The sequence below is a fragment of the Sulfuricystis thermophila genome, assembly GCF_004323595.1.
Classification (GTDB): domain Bacteria; phylum Pseudomonadota; class Gammaproteobacteria; order Burkholderiales; family Rhodocyclaceae; genus Sulfuricystis; species Sulfuricystis thermophila.
On the sequence record NZ_AP019373.1, the window covers coordinates 2,446,600 to 2,465,111 of the forward strand.

An 18,512-nucleotide genomic window follows, 5' to 3' on the forward strand; every position below is an offset into this window, starting at 1 on the left:
TCCTGAACGGGTTAAATGATGTCGAGATGCTTGATGCCGCTTTGCAGATCGCGCTCGGCCATTTCCTTGCCGTGCAGCTTGATCTGCAGGCGCACTTCGTTCATCGAGTCGGCGAAGCGGAGCGCATCCTCATAGCTGATCTTGCCGGCTTCATAAAGATCGAACAGCGCCTGGTCGAAGGTCTGCATGCCAAGCTCGCGCGAACGCTTCATCACTTCCTTGATCTCGTGCACCTCGCCCTTGCCGATCAGATCGGAGATCAGCGGCGAGTTGATCAGAATCTCGACCGCCGCGACACGCCCCTTGCCTTCACGCGCCGGCAGCAGCCGCTGCGAAACGACGGCCTTGAGGTTCAGCGACAGATCCATCAAGAGCTGCGGGCGCCGCTCTTCGGGGAAGAAGTTGATGATGCGGTCCATCGCCTGGTTGGCGTTGTTGGCGTGCAGCGTGCCCATGCACAGGTGGCCGGTCTCGGCAAAGGCGATCGCATGTTCCATCGTCTCGCGGTCGCGGATCTCGCCGATCAGGATCACGTCCGGCGCCTGGCGCAACGTATTCTTCAGTGCCGCCTCCCAGGAATCGGTATCGACGCCGACCTCGCGCTGGGTGATGATGCAGTTCTTGTGCTCATGCACGTATTCGACCGGATCCTCGATCGTGATGATGTGACCGTAGCTGTGTTCGTTGCGGTAGCCGATCATCGCCGCCAGCGAAGTCGACTTGCCAGAACCGGTGCCGCCGACGAACAGCACCAGGCCGCGCTTGGTCATGCCGATGTCCTTGAGGATGGGCGGCAGGCCGAGATCCTCGAACTTCGGGATCGCGGTGTTGATGGTGCGGAACACCAGGCCGACGCGCCCCTGCTGGATGAAGGCATTGACACGGAATCTGCCGATGCCGGCTGGCGAGATCGCGAAGTTGCACTCCTTGGTTTCCTCGAAGGTGGCCGCCTGCTTGTCGTTCATCACCGCGTGCGCCAGTTCGATGGTGTGCTGGGGCATCAGCGGCTGCGCGGTGACCGGTGTCACCTTGCCGTCGACCTTGATCGCCGGTGGAAAGCCGGCGGTAATGAACAGGTCCGAGCCCTTCTTCTGCACCAGCATCGCCAAGAGCTGGTAGAGGAATTTGAGCGATTCGTCGCGTTCCATGCGCTTTACCCGAGGAAACTATCCTTGTTGGCCGCCTTGGCGCGCGCCTCGGCCGCCGAGACGATGTTGCGCTTGACCAGATCCGCCAGACACTGGTCGAGGGTTTGCATGCCGAATTGCTGGCCGGTCTGGATCGCCGAATACATTTGCGCGACCTTGTTCTCGCGGATCAGGTTGCGGATCGCCGGTGTGCCGATCATGATCTCGTGTGCAGCCACCCGGCCATTGCCGTCCTTGGTCTTCAACAGCGTCTGCGCGATCACCGCGCGCAAGGATTCGGACAACATCGAACGCACCATCTCCTTTTCCGCCGCGGGGAAGACGTCGACGATCCGGTCGATGGTCTTGGCCGCCGACGAGGTATGCAGCGTGCCGAACACCAGGTGGCCGGTTTCGGCGGCGGTGAGCGCCAGGCGAATGGTTTCCAGGTCGCGCATTTCGCCGACGAGGATCACGTCCGGATCCTCGCGCAGCGCCGAGCGCAGGGCATTGGCGAACGACAACGTGTGCGGTCCGACTTCGCGTTGGTTGATCAGGCACTTCTTCGACTCATGGACGAATTCGATCGGGTCCTCGACGGTGAGGATGTGGGCGAATTCCTTTTCGTTGATGTGATCGATCATCGCCGCCAGTGTCGTCGATTTGCCGGAGCCGGTCGGCCCGGTGACCAGCACGATGCCGCGCGGCTGGTCGGCGATCTCGGCGAAAATCTTCGGCGCGTTGAGCTGTTCGAGGGTGAGCACCTTCGAGGGAATGGTGCGGAACGCCGCCGCCGCACCGCGGTTCTGCACGTAGGCATTGACGCGGAAGCGCGCCAGATTGGGCACCGCGAACGAGAAGTCGCATTCCAGCGTCTCTTCGTAGTGCTTGCGCTGGGCATCGTTCATGATGTCATAGACCATCGCATGCACGTCCTTGTGCTCCATCGGCGGCAGGTTGATGCGCCGGATGTCACCGTGCACGCGGATCATCGGCGGCAGACCGGAAGACAGGTGCAGGTCCGAGGCCTTGTTCTTGACGGCAAACGCCAGCAATTCAGTGATGTCCATGTGAGAAACGCTCCGTGCGACCGGTCAGGCCGGTTCGGTATACTGATTTCAGCAATTCAAACGCTATATGACAACAATTTCCGCCAACCTGCAAGCCGTGAAAAGGCGCATTATCGACGCCTGTTCCGCCGCCGGGCGCGATCCGGGCACGGTAGAACTGCTCGCCGTCTCGAAAACCTTTCCGGCCCAAGCGGTGCGCGCGGCCCATGCCGCCGGCCAGCGGGCCTTCGGCGAAAGCTACGTTCAGGAAGCCTTGGCGAAGCAGGCCCAACTTGCCGATCTCGATCTCGAATGGCATTTCATCGGCCCGCTGCAGAGCAACAAGACGAAAGCGGTCGCGGCGCATTTCGCCTGGGTGCATTCGGTCGATCGCCTGAAGATCGCCGAGCGGCTCTCGGCGCAGCGCCCGGCCGACCTGCCGCCGCTCAATGTCTGCGTCGAGATAAATGTCAGCGGCGAAGCGACCAAGAGCGGCTGCACGCCAGAGGAAGCGCCGGCCTTGTGCCACGCGGTGGCGAAGCTCCCCAATCTCCAGCTGCGCGGCCTGATGACGATCCCGGCGCCGACGCCGGACTCGGCGCTGGTCAAACGGCAGTTCGCCCGGTTGCGTGGCCTGTTCGAACAAATCAGACGGGACGGTCTGGAACTCGATACCTTGTCGATGGGCATGAGCCACGACCTCGAAGAGGCCATCCACGAGGGGGCGACCATCGTGCGCATCGGCACAGCCATTTTTGGAGAGCGAAACAAGACATGAAGATCACGTTCATCGGCGGTGGCAACATGGCCACCGCACTGATCGGCGGGTTGAAGAAGCAGGGCTTCTCGGTCGCCGGCATTCAGGTCGTCGATCCTGTCGAGGAAACCTGTGCATGGCTCACCGAGACTTTCGGTGTGCGCTGCGCACCGGCGATCGACGCCGCCGCCCTCAACTGCGAAGTGCTGATGCTCGCCGTCAAGCCGCAGGTCATGAAGGAAGCCCTCCTGCCTGCCGCCGGCAAGCTGACGAACCAGCTCGTGATCAGCATTGCCGCCGGATTGCGGCTCGCCGACATCAGTCGCTGGCTCGGTGGTTACCACCGTATCGTGCGCAGCATGCCGAACACGCCGGCGCTGATCGGCGCCGGCATCACGGGGCTTTACGCTCCGCCGGGTGTCGATCACGAAGACCGCGCCACCGCCGAGAAGATCCTGCGCGCCGTCGGTCGCACGCTGTGGGTCGAGGACGAGGCGTTGATGGACGTCGTCACCGCCGTCTCGGGCAGCGGGCCGGCCTATGTCTTCTACTTCATCGAAGCCCTGCAAAACGCCGGCACGGCGCTGGGTCTATCGCATGAGACGGCGCGCCTGTTGGCGATCGAAACCTTCCTCGGTGCGGCCAAACTCGCCGCCGAGAGCGCCGAGCCGGTAGATCAACTGCGCCAGCGCGTCACCTCGAAGGGCGGCACGACGGCAGCGGCGCTCGACGTATTCGCCAGAGAAGCGCTCGATGCGATCATCGCCCGCGGGGTGGCCGCCGCGGCCGCACGCGGCCGCGAACTCAGTGAAATCCTCGGGAAAGACTGATGCTGACGCAGATCCTCTCGCTGCTGCTCGGCACCGCGGCGAGCCTGTTCTCCCTCGCCTGCCTCGCCCGCCTGTGGATGCAGTGGGTGCGCGCGCCCTTCCGCAACCCCGTCGGCCAGGCCGTCGTCGTGCTCACCAACTGGGCCGTGCTGCCGTTGCGGCGCCTCGTCCCCGGGCTGTTCGGCCTCGATCTGGCCAGCGTGCTGGCCGCCTGGCTGACGCAATGCGTGTATTTTTTCGTCATGGCCAGCCTGACCGGTGTAGACATCCTCGCCCTCGGCGGCTTTTTCACCCTCGTCTGGGTCGCCACCCTGGCGCTCCTCAAACTGTTCGTCTATCTGCTGATGGGCATCGTGATCATCGCCGCGCTGTTGTCATGGATCGCGCCCTACGCCCCGGCGGCGCCGCTATTCCACGGCCTCGCAGCGCCGCTCCTGATGCCGGTGCGCCGTCTCGTGCCGGTGATCGGCGGACTCGACTTCGCCCCGCTCATCGTCGTCCTGCTGCTGCAGGTGGTGCTGATCGTGCTGGAGAACCTGCGCTGATGGCGGACTGGATCCGATCGGACGGCAAGGGCGTGATCCTCCTGCTCCACATCCAGCCGGGGGCGAAGAAGACCGAGGTCGTCGGCCGGCATGGCGAGGCGCTGAAGATCCGCCTGGCCGCACCGCCGGTCGATGGCAAGGCCAACGAAGCGCTCATCGCTTACCTCGCCGCGAAACTCGGCGTTGGCAGGACGGCAGTGGGACTCGTCAGCGGCCAGACAGCGCGCGCCAAGCGGGTGCGCATCGACGGCGTCGGCGCTGAAGAAGTGCTGGCGGCATTGGAGAAGTGATTGGCCACTTACGCGATCGGTGACGTCCAGGGTTGTTTCGAACCGTTGCAGCGGTTGCTCGACTACCTCCTCTTCTCACCCGCGACGGATCGCCTCTGGTTCGTCGGCGATCTGGTCAATCGCGGCCCCCAGTCGCTCGAAGTGCTGCGCTTCGTCAAATCGCTGGGCGATGCGGCCATCACCGTGCTCGGCAATCACGATCTGCATCTGGTGATGCAGGCCGCCGGTTTCGGCAAGGCCAGCAATGAAGACACGCTCGATGCGGTGCTCGCGGCGCCGGACCGCGACGACTTGCTCGCCTGGCTGCGCAGCTGCCCGTTGTTCCACGTCGAGGGCGAATGGGCGATGGTGCATGCCGGGCTTTTGCCCTCTTGGGACGTGGCCAAGGCACAAGCGCTCTCGGACGAAGTCTCCGCCGCGCTCACCGCGCCCGATTACCGCGACTTTCTTGCCCACATGTGGGGCTCGGAGCCGGATGCCTGGCGCGATGATCTCACCGGCTGGGACCGTCTGCGCGTGATCGTCAATGCGATGACGCGGATGCGTTTCGTCACGCCGGAGGGGCGCATGGAATTTCGCGCACCGGGATCGAAAGGGCCGCCGGAACGGGGCCCTGTCGGCACCCTGCCCTGGTTCGCCTTGCCAGAGCGAAAAAGCGCCGATCACCTGATCGTGTTCGGCCACTGGTCGGCGCTCGGTTTCCGGCAGATGGACAAGGTGCTGGCGCTGGATTCCGGCTGCCTGTGGGGCGGCAGCCTCACCGCGGTGCGGCTCGAAGACCGGCGTGTGTTCCAGATGCCCTGCGGGCAGGCGGCCCAACCAACGGGGTGGGAATAAGCATCAGGCTGCGTTATTCAGCACCGCGAAGAAGTGGCAACCGCCCGGTCACGACGAAACCGTGCCAAATTCCGCGAACGTAGCGGATACGCGAACTTAAGCACGTAGAACGCCATGCCCGCCGTATAGGGGAGACCGACGACGACGCGCCCAGCGAGCGGCAGGGCCACTGTCAGGACGAACTTGAGCAGAAGTCTCGATTATTCATCACGCTGTCGGCAGTTTTTACATTTTCTTGTCTGATAGCAACAGGAGAACACCATAGGCATTGTTTTGATTATTTTTTTACATTTGGCACAAATGATGCTTTTCCTTCATTGGGCTTTCCAGAGATGCTTCCCTGGAGGCAAAATTGGGAGAAGACTATGAAAAAAATTGCATTCGCAGTGGCAAGCGTGCTTACGGTGTTCTGTTCCGTTCCAGCGCAAGCAGGTACGGTGTGGGCATCTAACGGGCATGAGTATGAGGTGTTTACGGCCGAAGGAATCACCTGGAACGATGCACGAACCGCGGCGCAAGGACTCGGTGCGGGCTGGGATCTGGCAACCATCACATCGGCAGCTGAAAACAGCTTCGTAACTGGTTTGCTGCCAGCCACCAACAGCGTCCCGTTATGGTCATATTTTTGGCTGGGCGGAACGGACCTTGAGTCTGAAGGAACATGGACCTGGGTCACCGGCGAGTCGTTCGCCTACACCAACTGGTACCCTGGAGAACCCAATAACTGGCAGGACGAGGACTATCTCGTGTATATCACCGACAATTCTGCCTGGTCCTGGAACGACTCGGTGGTCGGCGGGTGGGGCAATGTGAAGGGCTACATTGCCGAACGTCATGCAAGCAACCAGGCCGGGGGGTCCATTCCCGAACCCGCCTCACTTGCACTGCTAGGCCTTGGCTTGGTGGGCTTAGGCGCGATACGCCGCAACCGACGAAACTGATCCAGTCCGTCTGGCAATGTGTTGGGGGCGGCCTTTTGGGGCGGCCCCATGTCGGATTTTCTTACATCCGACTCACACGTTGAACAGGAAATTCATCACGTCGCCGTCCTTGACGACGTAATCCTTGCCCTCGGCGCGCATCTTGCCGGCATCCTTCGCGCCCTGTTCGCCGCCATAGGCGATGAAGTCCTCGTAGGAAATCGTCTGGGCGCGGATGAAGCCGCGCTCGAAGTCGCTGTGGATCACGCCGGCGGCCTGTGGCGCGGTGTCGCCCTGATGGATGGTCCAGGCACGCACTTCCTTGACCCCGGCGGTGAAATAGGTCTGCAGCCCCAACAGGTGATAGGCGGCGCGGATCAGCCGGTTGAGGCCCGGCTCGGTCATGCCCATGTCGGCGAGGAACACCTGCTTGTCTTCGTCGGCGAGATCGGCGATCTCGGCCTCGATCGCCGCGCAGATCGGCACCACGTCCGCGCCCTCCTTGGCGGCATGTTCGATCACCGCATCGAGGAATGGATTGTTCGTGAAGCCGTCCTCCTTGACGTTGGCGGCATAGAGCACGGGCTTGGCGGTGAGCAGGAAGAATTGGCGCAGGTTGCCCCGTTCCTCCTTGGACAGATCGAGCGCGCGCACCGGCTTCGCCTGATCGAGCTGGGCGCGGCATTTTTCCAGCACGTCGCTGATGCGCTTCGCCTCCTTGTCGCCGCCCGCCTTGGCCTGCTTCGAATAACGCGCCAGCGCTTTGTCGACGGTCGCGAGGTCGGCGAGACACAGCTCGGTGTCGATCACCTCGATGTCGCGCAGCGGATCGACGCTGCCCGAGACATGGACGACGTTCGGATCGTCGAAGCAGCGCACGACATGGACGATCGCATCGGTCTCGCGGATGTTGGCGAGGAACTGGTTGCCCAAGCCTTCGCCCTTGCTCGCACCGGCGACGAGGCCGGCGATGTCGACGAATTCGACCACGGCCGGCACGACGCGCTGCGGCTTGACGATCTTGGCGAGCTCGGCCAAGCGCGGGTCGGGTACCTCGACGATGCCGACGTTCGGCTCGATGGTGCAGAACGGATAGTTCTCCGCGGCGATGCCCGACTTGGTCAGTGCATTGAACAGGGTGGACTTGCCGACGTTGGGCAGGCCGACGATGCCGCATTTCAAACTCATGATGCTTCCTTTTTCGGTGCCGCGGGACGCGCATTGATGCGCTGCATCGCGGCGTTGAAATCGCCGTTGGCGATGAGCGGCCAGACGGCCAGCGCGCGCTCGAGCGCAGCGTCGATTTCCGCCGCTTCTTCCTTGCGCGGCGGCTTCAACACATAGTCGATCACTTGGTTGCGGTCGCCCGGATGGCCGATGCCGATCCTAAGCCGCCAGTAATCCTGCGTGCCGAGGTGGCTGGTGATGTCCTTCAGGCCGTTGTGACCCCCGAGCCCGCCGCCAAACTTGAGGCGCAATTGGCCCGGCGGCAGGTCGAGCTCGTCATGGACGACGAGCATTTCGGCAGGCTCGATGCGGTAGAAATGCGCCAGCGCCTGCACCGACAGGCCGGAGCGGTTCATGAAGGTCTGCGGTTTCAAGAGGAAAAAATCGGCGCTGCCGACACGGCACTTGGCGACGAACCCATGAAAACGGGCTTCGCGCGCGAATGGCACGCCAAGCTCACGCGCCAGCCGCTCACAAAACCAAAACCCGGCATTGTGCCGGGTTTCGGAGTAGTCGGGGCCGGGGTTGCCCAGCCCGACGACGAGTTTGACACGCACACTCGACAATTACTTCTTCTCTGGCTTTTTCTCGGGCGCGGCTGCCGGCTTCTTCTCGGTGATGATCTGTGTTTCGGCCGGCGCGGCTTCTTCCTCGCTGGCGGCACCGGCGCCACGCACCACGATGGTGACGACGACCGGATCGCCCTCGCCATGATGCACGGCCTCGACACCTGCAGGCAGCGTGAGCTGCGAGACGTGCAACGACTGGCCGCCTTGCAGATCCTTGAGGTCGACCTCGATGAACTCGGGCAGGTCCTTCGGCAGGCACTTGACATCGAGTTCGGTCATCACATGCTGCACCATGCCGCCGTCGAGCTTGACGCCCGGGGCGATCTCGGCGTTGATGAAGTGCAGCGGCACCTTCTGGTGGATCTTGTGGGTGGCGTCGATGCGCTGGAAGTCGACGTGACGAATCTGCCGCTTGACCGGGTGCATCTGCACATCGCGCAGCAGGCACATTTCCTTCGTATCGCCGATGACGAGGTTGATGATCGAGGAATGGAAGGCTTCCTTGCGCAGCGCCTGGAAGAGCTCATTGTGATCGAGCTCGATCATCTGCGGGGCGCTGCCGCCGCCGTAAAGAATGCCGGGAACCCGGCCGGCGCGACGCAGGCGGCGGCTCGCACTCGTTCCCTGCGCCTCGCGCTTGGTTGCATTGATTTCGAATTGCATGGTGTGCTCCAGAAAATGTCCAGACCCGCGACCAGGCCGGACGGTTGATAAAACCTATTCCATGAACAGCGAAGAGACCGACTCTTCGTTGCTGATGCGGATGATGGTTTCGGCCAGCAGGCCGGCGATCGAGACGACACGGATGCGCTTGCAGGCGAGCGCGTCTTCGCGCAGCGGGATGGTGTCGGTGACGACCAGCTCGTCGAGATCGGATTCCTCGATACGCGCCACCGCGCTGCCGGAGAGCACCGGGTGCGTGCAGTAGGCGATCACCTTCTTGGCGCCATGTTCTTTCAGCGCGCGCGCCGCTTTGACCAGCGTGCCGGCAGTATCGACGATGTCGTCCATGATCACGCAGCTTCTGCCCTCGACGTCGCCGATGATGTGCATCACCTCGGCGACGTTGGCGCGCGGCCGGCGCTTGTCGATGATCGCCAGATCCGTTTCCAGGCGCTTGGCCGCGGCACGCGCACGCAGCACGCCGCCGACGTCGGGCGAGACGACGAGAAGATCGTCGTGGCGTTGCTTCCAGATGTCGCCGAGCAGGATCGGCGTCGCGTAGATGTTGTCGACGGGAATGTCGAAAAAGCCCTGGATCTGGTCGGCGTGCAGATCGACGGTGAGCACGCGCTGCACGCCGACGGCCTGCAGCATGTTGGCGACCACCTTGGCGGCGATCGGCACGCGCGCCGAGCGCGGTCGGCGGTCCTGGCGTGCATAGCCGTAGTAGGGCACCGCGGCGGTGATGCGCCCGGCCGAGGCACGTTTCAGCGCATCGGCGAGGATCACCAGTTCCATCAGGTTGTCGTTGGCCGGCGCGCAGGTCGGCTGCAGGATGAAGACATCCTTGCCACGCACGTTTTCCAGCAGCTCGACGTTGCTCTCACCGTCCGAGAAGCGGCCAACGGTGGCGCGGCCCAGCGAGATGTTGAGACGCTTGGCGACGTCGGACGCCAACTTCGGGTTGGCGTTGCCGGTGAAGACCATCAGACTGTCGTAGGCCATGGCGTCCCTGAAAGAGAAACGGGCAGCCTCAGGATCTGGGACCGGGTCTGCCCGTGAGTGTCTGGCTGGGGAGGAAGGATTCGAACCCTCGTATGCCGGAATCAAAATCCGGTGCCTTAACCAACTTGGCGACTCCCCATTCTCTGACCGCAGCAAAAGGCTGCAGCGCGAAAGGCCGCGAATTTTCCGGGTTTTGGGCTAGGCTGTCAATGCCTTGCGCGCCCTCAGTAGAATTCTTCCATGCTTTCGAATCGGGTCCTCACCCTGCCGAACATCATCACCTTCGCCCGCCTCGGTCTGTTGCCGCTGCTGTTATGGATGCTTGCAGTGCGGCGCTACGAGCTGGCGTTTTGGCTCTTCGTCGCCGCCAGTGTCGGCGATGGTCTCGACGGTTTTCTCGCGCGCCGGCTCGATCAGCGTTCGCGCCTCGGCGCGCTGCTGGATCCGATCGCCGACAAGCTGACGATCCTCGGCATCGCCTGGATTCTCGCCGCCCAAGGATTGTTGCCGGTGTGGGTCGCGGCGCTGATGAGTCTGCGCGATCTGGTCATCGTCGCCGGCGCGCTCGCCTACCGGCAGCTGGTCGGCGGGCTGGAGATGGCGCCGACGCTGCTCTCCAAGCTCAACACGCTGCTCGAATTCCTGCTGCTCGCGCTCGTGCTAATGGCGCAAAACCACTGGATCGACACGGCGCCCTGGCTTGGGCAGTATCTCGCCGTCGTCGCCTTCACGATCGTCGCCTCGGGCGCGCAGTATGTCTGGGTGTGGGGCAACAAGGCGCGAGATCATGCGTATCGGCATTGATCTGGGCGGCACGAAGATCGAGATCATCGTGCTGGGCGACGATGGCGCGATGCTGTTGCGCGAGCGCGTGCCCACCCCGCGCGGCGATTATGCGGCGACGGTGGCGACGATCGCCGGCCTCGTGACGATGGCCGAGCGAAAAGTCGGCCATGACGGGACGGCACCGCCGATCCCCGTGGGTATCGGCATCCCCGGCGCCGAATCGCGCGTCACCGGCCTCATCAAGAACGCCAATTCGACCTGGCTGATCGGCCGCCCCTTGCGCGCCGATCTCGAAGCCGCCTTGGGGCGCGCCGTGCGCATCGAAAACGACGCCAACTGCTTCGCGCTTTCGGAAGCGGTCGATGGCGCGGCCGCGGGCGCGCGGGTCGTGTTCGGCGTGATCCTCGGCACCGGCGTCGGCGGCGGTATCGTCGTCGATGGTCGCGTGCTGGTCGGGCCGAATGCGATCGCCGGCGAATGGGGCCACAACCCGCTGCCGGGCGCGACCGAAGGACGCCCCTGCTATTGCGGCCGCACGGATTGCATCGAAACCTATCTTTCCGGGCCGGCGTTGGCGGCAGATGGCGGAGCGGAAAACGCAGCGGCCCTCGAGCGCTACGAGCAGCGGCTCGCCCGCGCGCTGGCGCAGGTGATCAACATCCTCGACCCGGACGTGATCGTGCTGGGCGGCGGCGTGTCGAACCTCGACCGGCTGTATGATCGCGTTCCCCGGCTGTGGGGCGAGTGGGTGTTCTCCGACCACGTCGCCACACGGCTGCTCAAGAACCGACATGGCGACTCGTCCGGGGTCAGAGGCGCCGCCTGGCTGTGGAACCGTTGAATGCATCTTCCCCACCCCCAACCCGAATTCATCTTCGATGTCGATCTGGCCGGCTTCGAGGCGCAAGTGATCGAGGCCTCGAAAACGACGCCGGTGATCGTCGATTTCTGGGCCGACTGGTGCCCGCCCTGCCGCGCGCTCACGCCGGTGCTGGAACGGATCGCCCACGCCATGCAGGGCCAACTCCTGCTCGCCAAGGTCGAGGTCGATGAGGGCGCGAACATGAAGCTCGCCGGCCGCTATGGCCTGAAGGGTTTCCCCACCGTGCTGCTGTTCATCGACGGCGAGATCAGGGGGCGCTTCTCCGGCGCGCGCGCCGAACACTGGGTGCGCGATTTCCTGAAAGAACACGGAGCTGCATGATCATGACGCCCCTATCCCCGCCCAATCCATGGACACGCATCTTCGCCCCGTTCGCGGTCGGCTATTTCCTCTCCTACCTGCTGAGAAATGCGAATGCCGTCATCTCGCCCGAGCTGCGCGGCGATCTCGGTCTTTCCGCCGCCGATCTGGGGCTCTTGACCTCGGCCTATCTGCTCGCCTTCGGCGCCTTCCAACTGCCGTTGGGGCTGCTGCTCGACCGTTTCGGCCCGCGCCGTGTCGAGACAACGCTGCTGCTCATTTGCGCCGCCGGCTGCGCGCTGTTCGCCGCCGGGCATGACATCGGCCAACTGACGCTGGGTCGGGCGCTCATCGGACTGGGCGTCTCGGCCTGTTTGATGGGCAGCTTCAAGTCCTTCTCGCTGTGGTTCCCGCTCGAACGGCAGGCATCGCTCAATGCGGCGATCATGGCGGCGGGCGGCCTGGGCGCATTGACGGCCAGCGCTCCACTCTCGGCCTTGTTACCCACGCTCGGCTGGCGCGGCATTTTCTTCGCGCTGGCAGCGCTCACCCTGCTGGTTGCAGGGCTGATCTTCACTTCACCCGAGAAGCGGGTCGACGGTCAGCGCGAGACGCTCGGCCAGCAGCTCGCCGGACTCGCCACGATCGTCAAGAGCCGCGCCTTCTGGCGCTTTCTGCCCCAGACGACGCTGATCGTCGGCGGCTTCATGGCGTTGCAGGGACTCTGGGCAGTGCCGTACATGACGCAGGTCGACGGCCTGACGCGTGAAGCCGCGGCCAACGTGCTGCTGTTGATGGCGGCGGCGATGATGACCGGTTTCCTGTTCATCGCCTTCTTCGTGCGTCGACTGGCGCAGGTCGGGCTGCCGCCGGCGCGACTATTGGCCATCGGCATCGGCTGTGGGCTCGCCGCCACGCTCGGCATCGCGCTGCAGCTCGCGCCCGCCTGGCTGCTCTGGCCGATCCTCGGGCTGGTCTTCGCAGTGAGCAATCTCGCCTATGCGCTGCTCTCCGCCAATTTCCCGCCACAACTCGCCGGGCGCGCCAACACGGCGCTCAATTTCGGTGCCTTCGTCGGCGCCTTCGCCATCCAGTGGCTGTTCGGCGTGGCGGTGGATGGCTTCCAGTCCGCCGGCCTCGAGGCATCTGCCGCCTACCGCGCCAGCCTCGCCGGCCTGCTCGTGCTGCAAACGGTGGGGTGGGGGTGGTATGTATTGGAGACGCGCCGCGCACAGCGCGGCGATGTCACGCCGCCATGAGCCGCAGGTCGTTCCTGAATGGCGGCGCAGGGTGGTGGAAGGCCACCGGGCCGTCGGGTTTGGCGTGGATGAACTGATGCACCGCCGGGTCGGGCGAATGGAGCAATTCGTCGGGCGTGCCGCTGGCGACGACCATGCCGTCATGGATGAAATAGGCGTAATCGACGACCTTCAGCGTTTCCGGCACGTCGTAGGTGACGACGATCGAGGTGGCGCCGAGCGCATCGTTGAGACGGCGGATCAGCTGCGCGATGACGTTGAGCGAGATCGGGTCGAGACCGGCGAAGGGCTCGTCATACATCGTCAGCACCGGGTCGAGCGCGATCGCGCGCGCCAGCGCCACGCGCCGCGCCATGCCGCCGGAGAGCTCGTTGGGCATCAGCTGGCTGGCGCCGCGCAAGCCCACGGCATGGAGTTTCATCAGCACCAGATCGTGGATGATTTCTTCCGGCAGGTCGGTGAGCTCACGCATCGGGAAGGCGATGTTGTCATAGACGGAAATGTCGGAGAACAGCCCGCCGGCCTGGAACATCATGCCGATCTCGCGGCGCAGCCGGTAGAGCCCGTCATCGTCGAGTTCGTGCACCACCTTGCCGTCGAGGACCACACGGCCGCGCTGCGGCTTCAGCTGGCCGCCGATCAGCCGCAGCAAGGTGCTCTTGCCCGCGCCCGAAACACCGAGGATGCCGACCAGCTTGCCGCGCGGCACGGTCAGCCGGATGCCACGCAGCACCTGATGGGCGTTATAGGCGAAATGCAGATCGTCGATTTCGATCAGCGGTGCGCCGGCTTCAGGCATGGCACAGCAGGCTCGAATCGTTTTCGCCGCTCGCCGCGAGCTTTTCCAGGCTGGCGAGCACCTTGAAGCTCATCTCCTCGAGCTTGGCGACCTCTGCGAAACAGCGTTCCACGTCGCCTGCCGCATTCGCGGCAAGCGCCGCCTGGCCGGCGTCGTGGAAGGCCTGGTGCGGGCCTTCCATTTCGGCGTAGCCGGGCAGCTTCGAGAAGCAGTCGCGGCCTTCGCCCTCGAAATACCACTTGCCGAGCCGGCAGGCGGTATGCGACGCGAAATCGGCCGCCGTCTTGGTCGACACCCCCATCAACACGCGATAGATCTCGAACTTGTAAAGCAGATGATCGATCTTCGCCACCTCGACGAAGCTCCTGAGCGCGGCGGCGGCGATCGTCCCTTCCATGCGCCTCGAGAGATCGAACAGGCCGCGCATCTCCTCGGTCGCGGCGGCGCCTTCCCTGCCAAAATCGGCACTGCGGCTGGCCCATTGCTCCATCTGTTCGCGCGTGGCGCGCGTTTCGGTCTGGATCGCACTCACCAGGCTGGAAATCTCGTTGGTCGCGGTCGCGGTTCGCTCGGCGAGTTTTCTTACTTCGTCGGCGACCACCGCGAAGCCGCGCCCCATCTCGCCGGCGCGCGCCGCCTCGATGGCGGCGTTCAAGGCCAGGAGGTTGGTCTGGTCGGCGATCTCGCGGATCAGCTGGACGATGCCGCCGATCTGCTGCGCGCGCTCGGCGAGGTTTTGCACGTTCTGCGCCATCGCGGCGGAATCGCCCGCCTGTGCAGCGAGGCTGCCGGCGATGTTCTCCATCGATTGCCGGCAGCTGCCGGAAACCGTGGCCGCTTCGACCGCATGACGCTTTTCTTCACGCAGGTCGTTGGCGATACTGCCTTGCGAACGCTGAATCTCGATCAACGAATCGCCAAACGACTGCATGGTCTTGTAGATGCGCTGGCAACGGTCGAGTTCGCCGTTGAGCAGCGCGAGGTTTTCTTCCGCCGCGCGCTGTTTCTGAAGCGCCGCATCCCGCTCGCGCTCGGCCGCTTCCGCCCGCGCGCGCTCGGCGCGCAGCTCGGCTTCCAGCGCTTCGATTTTCTTCTTGTAGCTGCCGCAAAACATGGTGTCCTCTTATCCCCGCTTGCCGATTCGCTCGCCCGTTTATGGCGAAAGTCGAATGTTACGCTCGTTCGAAGGCGTCTGGCGTTTGAAAAAATCGCCGAGAGTGTCCATTCAATAATCCAGCGGATCGACGTCTAGATGCCAGCGCAGTCCGCGCGGCGTCTTCAGGGCATGGAGCGTCGTCAGCCAGTCATCGAGGAAGGCATGGAGCTCACGGCGGCTCTTCGCTTCGACGAGCAGTTGCGCGCGCTCGCGGCTGTTGACGCGGAAGAGGCGCATCGGTACCGGGTCATAGAGGGTGACGCCGGCAAAACTCGGCGCTCGTGACACGGCATCCTTCAGAAAGGCGAGCGCGTCGGCAAGCTCGCCGGCTTCGGCGCGCAGCATCGCCTGGAAAGAAAACGGCGGAAAGCCGGCGGCCTCGCGGTCATCGAGCTGCTCGCGGGCGAACGCGGCATAGTCGTGCGCGGCGAGCGCCCGGTAGAGGGGGTGATCCGGGTATTCGGTCTGGATCAGCACCTCGCCGGGAAGCTGATGGCGGCCCGAGCGGCCGCCGACCTGCATCAGCTGACCGAACAGCCGCTCGGGAGCGCGAAAGTCGGCGGCAAACAGGGCTGCATCGGCGCCGACGACGCCGACCAGCGTGAGTCGCGGGAAATCATGGCCCTTGGCGAGCATCTGTGTGCCGATGAGGATGTCCGCCTCGCCGCGATGGATTTTTTCCAGCAGCGCCTGCCATTTCCGGGGCGAGTCGGCCGAGTCGCGGTCGATGCGCAGGATGCGCGCTTCGGGAAAGAGGGTGGCGAGCCGTTCTTCGAGTCGCTGCGTGCCGCGACCGAAAGGCTGGGTGTCGAGATTGCCGCAATCGGGACAGGCGCGCGGGATCGGGGCTTCGAGGCCACAGTGATGGCAGCGCAGGCGGCGGTCGACGAGATGCAGCACCAGATTCGCCGCGCAGCGCCGGCAGCGCGAGATCCAGCCGCAGGCGGGGCAGGCGAGCACCGGCGCATAGCCGCGCCGGTTGAGGAAGACCAGGCTCTGTTCCTTGCGTTGCAGACGCTCGCTCACCGCAGCGATCAGCTCCTGGCTCAGGCCGTCCTGCAGTTTCTGCTGGCGCGTATCGACGGTGACGACGGTGGGCAACTCGGCTGTGGCAACCGCCCGTTCGGGGAGCGCAAGCAGGGTGTAACGGCCGTTCATCGCATGGTGAAAGGTTTCGAGCGAGGGGGTGGCCGAGCCGAGCACGATCGGCACGTTCCGCTGCCGGGCGCGCCAGATCGCCACGTCACGCGCCGAGTATCTGAGGCCGTCTTGCTGCTTGAACGAGGGATCGTGCTCCTCATCGACGACGATCAGGCCAAGCCGCGGCAGTGGCATGAACACCGCGAGTCGTGTGCCCAGCACGATGTCGGCCTCCCCCGCGAGCGCGGCGAGGAAGGCGCGGGCGCGCGCCGCATCGGCCACACCGCTCGTCGCCACGACGATCCGCGCCGCCGGAAAACGATCGCGCACCCGGGCTTCGAGCTGCGGGGTGAGCGCGATCTCCGGTACCAGCATCAGCGCCTGCCCCCCTTTTGCGAGCACCGCCTCGATCGCGCGCAGATACACTTCGGTCTTGCCGCTGCCGGTGACGCCATGGAGGAGGAAGGTCGTGAACCCCTGCGCAGCGACGATCGCGTCGATGGCGGTCTGCTGGTCGGCCGTCGGGCGATTGCCGGCCGGGGGTGCCGTCTCGCCAGCGCCGACTTTCGGCTGCAACTGGCGCGGCCGCTTCCCTTGGCGCAGCAGCGGCGGCAACGCAAAGGCCATCACCTGGCCGAGCGGATGATGGTAGTACTGGGCGCAAAACCGGCACAGTTCGAGCCATTCATGCGGCAGCGCCGGCAGGGTGGCGACGATTTCGGCGGCTTTGAGCTTTTCCGCCGGCTGGTCGCTGTGAGTGATCGCGCCGACCACCACGCCGATCTTGCTGGGCTTGCCGGACGGCCCGAACGGCACCTTGACCAGCCGTCCGGCAGGATCGCCCTCGATGGCGCCTTCGAGACGGTAATCGAACAGCCGGGGCACCGGCAGGTCGAGGGCGACCTGAACCAGCCTCACTTAGCGACGCTCCTTCGAGAAAAACTACGCAATCGGCTTCAATCGATTGCTTGGAAAGCCTTTTTTCATCCCCAGCCCAGCCTGTGGATAATTTTGTGAACAATCCGTGGCGAAAACGATCAGAAAAGCGCCATGGCCCACCAAAGCCATAGACGGCATACGAATCGAATACGATTTTCCTTTGTTTTTCATTAAGTTGTTGAACAAGCTCTCGTCACCGACTGGAAAACCGCTTGCAAATCATGGGGATCGTGATTCTGTGCATAACTCGGTTGCCGAGCGGTCCGGAATCGCCCACGGGATGCGGGTCGCCGTCGGGTGGTCGCCTCGATCGTCGGCGGGAAGCGGGTTCCCGCCCACCTCATTGACGGATGTGGCGGTGGACGGTATCGACCAGCACCGCGACGTTGTCCGGCGGGGTGTGCTGATGGATGCCGTGGCCCAGGTTGAAGACGTGGCCGGTATCGCCGCCGCCGAAGCCGTCCAGTACGCGCGTCGCCTCCCGGGCGACCGCTTCCGGGGAGGCGAACAGCGCGATCGGGTCCATGTTGCCCTGCAAGGCCACCTTGTCGCCCACGCGGCGGCGCGCCTCGCCCAAATCGGTCGTCCAGTCGAGACCGACCGCATCGCAGCCGGAAGCGGCGATCGCTTCGAGCCACTGGCCGCCCCCCTTGGTGAACACGATGCAGGGAACACGCTCGCCATCATGAGTTTTCATCAATCCCGCGATCACGCGCTCAATGTAAGCGAGCGAGAACTCACGGAATGCGGCATGGGAAAGCGCGCCGCCCCAGGTATCGAAAATCTGCACCGCCTGGGCGCCGCATTCGATCTGGGCGTTCAGATAACGCGTCACGGCCTCGGCATTCACTTCGAGGATGCGATGCAGCAGGTCGGGGCGGTCGTAGAGCATCGTTTTCAGGATGCGGAAATCGTCCGAAGAGCCGCCCTCGACCATGTAACAGGCGAGCGTGAAAGGCGAGCCGGAAAAGCCGATCAGCGGCACGCTGTTATTGAGCGCACGGCGAATCTCGGCCACCGCGTCGAGCACATAGCGCAGATGGTCGTACGGGTCCGGCGCGGCGAGATCGCGAATCGCCCATTCCTCGCGCAACGGCCGCTCGAATTTCGGGCCCTCGCCATCGGAAAAATAGAGCCCCAGCCCCATCGCGTCGGGAATGGTGAGGATGTCCGAAAACAGGATCGCCGCATCCAAATCGTAGCGTGCCAAGGGTTGCAGGGTCACCTCGCAGGCGAGGCTCGGCGTCTTACACAGATCGAGAAAGCTGCCAGCGCGCTTGCGGGTCTCGCAATACTCGGGCAGATAACGGCCCGCCTGGCGCATCAGCCACACGGGAGTGCGGGTCGTTGGTTCGCGCAGCAGCGCGCGCAGGAAATCGTCGTTTTCGGGACGGGCCATTTTCGAGAATCCCCTATGGAGGAATCGAATTA

20 protein-coding genes, 1 tRNA gene and 1 pseudogene are annotated in these 18,512 nt (G+C 64.2%); 10 read left to right on the forward strand and 12 right to left on the reverse strand.

Features of this window, described 5'->3' with window-relative positions:
• Positions 1 to 11: 11 nt before the first annotated feature.
• Together M52SOB_RS12350 and M52SOB_RS12355 are read right to left on the reverse strand one after the other, a co-directional pair.
• Entirely contained in the window at positions 12 to 1,148 is a 1,137-nt protein-coding gene (locus M52SOB_RS12350; protein WP_131112084.1) for a PilT/PilU family type 4a pilus ATPase, read from the reverse strand.
• 5 nt (positions 1,149 to 1,153) lie between these two features.
• A complete protein-coding gene (locus M52SOB_RS12355) occupies positions 1,154 to 2,197 on the reverse strand; it encodes a type IV pilus twitching motility protein PilT (protein WP_131112085.1) in 1,044 nt (347 codons plus the stop codon).
• A 67-nt stretch (positions 2,198 to 2,264) separates the two neighbouring features.
• On the opposite strand from M52SOB_RS12355, the gene M52SOB_RS12360 reads away from it, so the two are divergent.
• The 6 genes from M52SOB_RS12360 to M52SOB_RS13980 all read left to right on the forward strand — a co-directional run bounded on the left by M52SOB_RS12360 (position 2,265) and on the right by M52SOB_RS13980 (position 6,376).
• The gene (locus M52SOB_RS12360; protein ID WP_131112086.1) at positions 2,265 to 2,954 is read left to right on the forward strand and encodes a YggS family pyridoxal phosphate-dependent enzyme; all 690 of its coding nucleotides are present in this window, start codon (positions 2,265 to 2,267) and stop codon (positions 2,952 to 2,954) included.
• Entirely contained in the window at positions 2,951 to 3,763 is an 813-nt protein-coding gene (gene proC / locus M52SOB_RS12365) for a pyrroline-5-carboxylate reductase (protein WP_131112087.1), read from the forward strand. Before M52SOB_RS12360 ends, proC begins: the two co-directional genes overlap by 4 nt.
• Positions 3,763 to 4,308 (forward strand): YggT family protein, encoded by a 546-nt coding sequence (locus tag M52SOB_RS12370; protein ID WP_131112088.1) that lies wholly within the window; start codon positions 3,763 to 3,765, stop codon positions 4,306 to 4,308. Before proC ends, M52SOB_RS12370 begins: the two co-directional genes overlap by 1 nt.
• Entirely contained in the window at positions 4,308 to 4,598 is a 291-nt protein-coding gene (locus tag M52SOB_RS12375; RefSeq protein WP_131112089.1) for a DUF167 domain-containing protein, read from the forward strand. The genes M52SOB_RS12370 and M52SOB_RS12375 overlap by 1 nt, the downstream gene beginning before the upstream one ends.
• Positions 4,599 to 5,435 carry a symmetrical bis(5'-nucleosyl)-tetraphosphatase gene (locus M52SOB_RS12380; protein ID WP_131112090.1) on the forward strand — a complete coding sequence of 279 codons (837 nt, stop codon included), beginning with the start codon at positions 4,599 to 4,601 and terminating at the stop codon, positions 5,433 to 5,435.
• A 365-nt stretch (positions 5,436 to 5,800) separates the two neighbouring features.
• Positions 5,801 to 6,376 (forward strand): C-type lectin domain-containing protein, encoded by a 576-nt coding sequence (locus M52SOB_RS13980; RefSeq protein ID WP_172601842.1) that lies wholly within the window; start codon positions 5,801 to 5,803, stop codon positions 6,374 to 6,376.
• Positions 6,377 to 6,448: 72 nt separating this feature from the next.
• Here M52SOB_RS13980 and ychF read toward each other — a convergent pair whose 3' ends face one another.
• From ychF to M52SOB_RS12410, 5 genes are all read right to left on the reverse strand, one after another.
• Positions 6,449 to 7,543: a redox-regulated ATPase YchF gene (ychF, locus tag M52SOB_RS12390; protein WP_131112091.1), complete on the reverse strand. Its 1,095-nt coding sequence runs from the start codon at positions 7,541 to 7,543 to the stop codon at positions 6,449 to 6,451.
• On the reverse strand, positions 7,540 to 8,139 hold the full coding sequence (pth, locus tag M52SOB_RS12395) for an aminoacyl-tRNA hydrolase (protein ID WP_131112543.1): 600 nt from the start codon (positions 8,137 to 8,139) through the stop codon (positions 7,540 to 7,542). Before pth ends, ychF begins: the two co-directional genes overlap by 4 nt.
• A gap of 9 nt (positions 8,140 to 8,148) precedes the next feature.
• A complete protein-coding gene (locus tag M52SOB_RS12400; RefSeq protein ID WP_131112092.1) occupies positions 8,149 to 8,814 on the reverse strand; it encodes a 50S ribosomal protein L25/general stress protein Ctc in 666 nt (221 codons plus the stop codon).
• Between the two features lie 54 nt (positions 8,815 to 8,868).
• On the reverse strand, positions 8,869 to 9,819 hold the full coding sequence (locus M52SOB_RS12405) for a ribose-phosphate pyrophosphokinase (protein WP_131112093.1): 951 nt from the start codon (positions 9,817 to 9,819) through the stop codon (positions 8,869 to 8,871).
• A 62-nt stretch (positions 9,820 to 9,881) separates the two neighbouring features.
• A tRNA-Gln gene (locus tag M52SOB_RS12410) sits at positions 9,882 to 9,958 on the reverse strand.
• A gap of 101 nt (positions 9,959 to 10,059) precedes the next feature.
• Between M52SOB_RS12410 and M52SOB_RS12415 the strand changes: the two genes are divergently transcribed.
• From M52SOB_RS12415 to M52SOB_RS12430, 4 genes are read left to right on the forward strand one after another with little or no spacing between them, the layout of a single operon-like run.
• Complete coding sequence (locus M52SOB_RS12415; protein ID WP_131112094.1) at positions 10,060 to 10,623, forward strand: CDP-alcohol phosphatidyltransferase family protein; 564 nt, start codon at positions 10,060 to 10,062, stop codon at positions 10,621 to 10,623.
• Positions 10,607 to 11,446, forward strand: coding sequence for an ROK family protein (locus tag M52SOB_RS12420; RefSeq protein ID WP_131112095.1), 840 nt, complete (start codon positions 10,607 to 10,609; stop codon positions 11,444 to 11,446). Before M52SOB_RS12415 ends, M52SOB_RS12420 begins: the two co-directional genes overlap by 17 nt.
• Positions 11,447 to 11,809, forward strand: coding sequence for a thioredoxin family protein (locus tag M52SOB_RS12425; RefSeq protein WP_131112096.1), 363 nt, complete (start codon positions 11,447 to 11,449; stop codon positions 11,807 to 11,809).
• 2 nt (positions 11,810 to 11,811) lie between these two features.
• A complete protein-coding gene (locus M52SOB_RS12430; RefSeq protein ID WP_131112097.1) occupies positions 11,812 to 13,047 on the forward strand; it encodes an MFS transporter in 1,236 nt (411 codons plus the stop codon).
• Here M52SOB_RS12430 and M52SOB_RS12435 read toward each other — a convergent pair.
• The 5 genes and pseudogenes from M52SOB_RS12435 to hemE form a co-directional block, all read right to left on the reverse strand.
• Complete coding sequence (locus M52SOB_RS12435; protein ID WP_131112098.1) at positions 13,034 to 13,846, reverse strand: ABC transporter ATP-binding protein; 813 nt, start codon at positions 13,844 to 13,846, stop codon at positions 13,034 to 13,036. The genes M52SOB_RS12430 and M52SOB_RS12435 overlap by 14 nt on opposite strands.
• The gene (locus tag M52SOB_RS14125; RefSeq protein ID WP_431306339.1) at positions 13,839 to 14,336 is read right to left on the reverse strand and encodes a CZB domain-containing protein; all 498 of its coding nucleotides are present in this window, start codon (positions 14,334 to 14,336) and stop codon (positions 13,839 to 13,841) included. The genes M52SOB_RS12435 and M52SOB_RS14125 overlap by 8 nt, the downstream gene beginning before the upstream one ends.
• A pseudogene (locus tag M52SOB_RS14130) lies at positions 14,331 to 14,558 on the reverse strand (methyl-accepting chemotaxis protein); the annotation flags it as partial. The gene M52SOB_RS14125 and the pseudogene M52SOB_RS14130, both read right to left, overlap by 6 nt.
• Positions 14,559 to 15,071: 513 nt before the next feature.
• Positions 15,072 to 17,060 carry a primosomal protein N' gene (locus tag M52SOB_RS12445; RefSeq protein WP_131112100.1) on the reverse strand — a complete coding sequence of 663 codons (1,989 nt, stop codon included), beginning with the start codon at positions 17,058 to 17,060 and terminating at the stop codon, positions 15,072 to 15,074.
• A 361-nt stretch (positions 17,061 to 17,421) separates the two neighbouring features.
• The gene (gene hemE / locus M52SOB_RS12450) at positions 17,422 to 18,480 is read right to left on the reverse strand and encodes a uroporphyrinogen decarboxylase (RefSeq protein WP_131112101.1); all 1,059 of its coding nucleotides are present in this window, start codon (positions 18,478 to 18,480) and stop codon (positions 17,422 to 17,424) included.
• Positions 18,481 to 18,512 lie beyond the last annotated feature (32 nt).

Coding starts and splice junctions, on each gene's coding strand:
- M52SOB_RS12350 (WP_131112084.1), bottom strand. CDS start 1,148: ATGGAACGCGACGAATCGCTCAAATTCCTCTACCAGCTCTTGGCGATG.
- M52SOB_RS12355 (WP_131112085.1), bottom strand. CDS start 2,197: ATGGACATCACTGAATTGCTGGCGTTTGCCGTCAAGAACAAGGCCTCG.
- M52SOB_RS12360 (WP_131112086.1), top strand. CDS start 2,265: ATGACAACAATTTCCGCCAACCTGCAAGCCGTGAAAAGGCGCATTATC.
- proC (WP_131112087.1), top strand. CDS start 2,951: ATGAAGATCACGTTCATCGGCGGTGGCAACATGGCCACCGCACTGATC.
- M52SOB_RS12370 (WP_131112088.1), top strand. CDS start 3,763: ATGCTGACGCAGATCCTCTCGCTGCTGCTCGGCACCGCGGCGAGCCTG.
- M52SOB_RS12375 (WP_131112089.1), top strand. CDS start 4,308: ATGGCGGACTGGATCCGATCGGACGGCAAGGGCGTGATCCTCCTGCTC.
- M52SOB_RS13980 (WP_172601842.1), top strand. CDS start 5,801: ATGAAAAAAATTGCATTCGCAGTGGCAAGCGTGCTTACGGTGTTCTGT.
- ychF (WP_131112091.1), bottom strand. CDS start 7,543: ATGAGTTTGAAATGCGGCATCGTCGGCCTGCCCAACGTCGGCAAGTCC.
- M52SOB_RS12400 (WP_131112092.1), bottom strand. CDS start 8,814: ATGCAATTCGAAATCAATGCAACCAAGCGCGAGGCGCAGGGAACGAGT.
- M52SOB_RS12405 (WP_131112093.1), bottom strand. CDS start 9,819: ATGGCCTACGACAGTCTGATGGTCTTCACCGGCAACGCCAACCCGAAG.
- M52SOB_RS12415 (WP_131112094.1), top strand. CDS start 10,060: ATGCTTTCGAATCGGGTCCTCACCCTGCCGAACATCATCACCTTCGCC.
- M52SOB_RS12420 (WP_131112095.1), top strand. CDS start 10,607: ATGCGTATCGGCATTGATCTGGGCGGCACGAAGATCGAGATCATCGTG.
- M52SOB_RS12425 (WP_131112096.1), top strand. CDS start 11,447: ATGCATCTTCCCCACCCCCAACCCGAATTCATCTTCGATGTCGATCTG.
- M52SOB_RS12430 (WP_131112097.1), top strand. CDS start 11,812: ATGACGCCCCTATCCCCGCCCAATCCATGGACACGCATCTTCGCCCCG.
- M52SOB_RS12435 (WP_131112098.1), bottom strand. CDS start 13,846: ATGCCTGAAGCCGGCGCACCGCTGATCGAAATCGACGATCTGCATTTC.
- M52SOB_RS14125 (WP_431306339.1), bottom strand. CDS start 14,336: ATGGAGCAATGGGCCAGCCGCAGTGCCGATTTTGGCAGGGAAGGCGCC.
- hemE (WP_131112101.1), bottom strand. CDS start 18,480: ATGGCCCGTCCCGAAAACGACGATTTCCTGCGCGCGCTGCTGCGCGAA.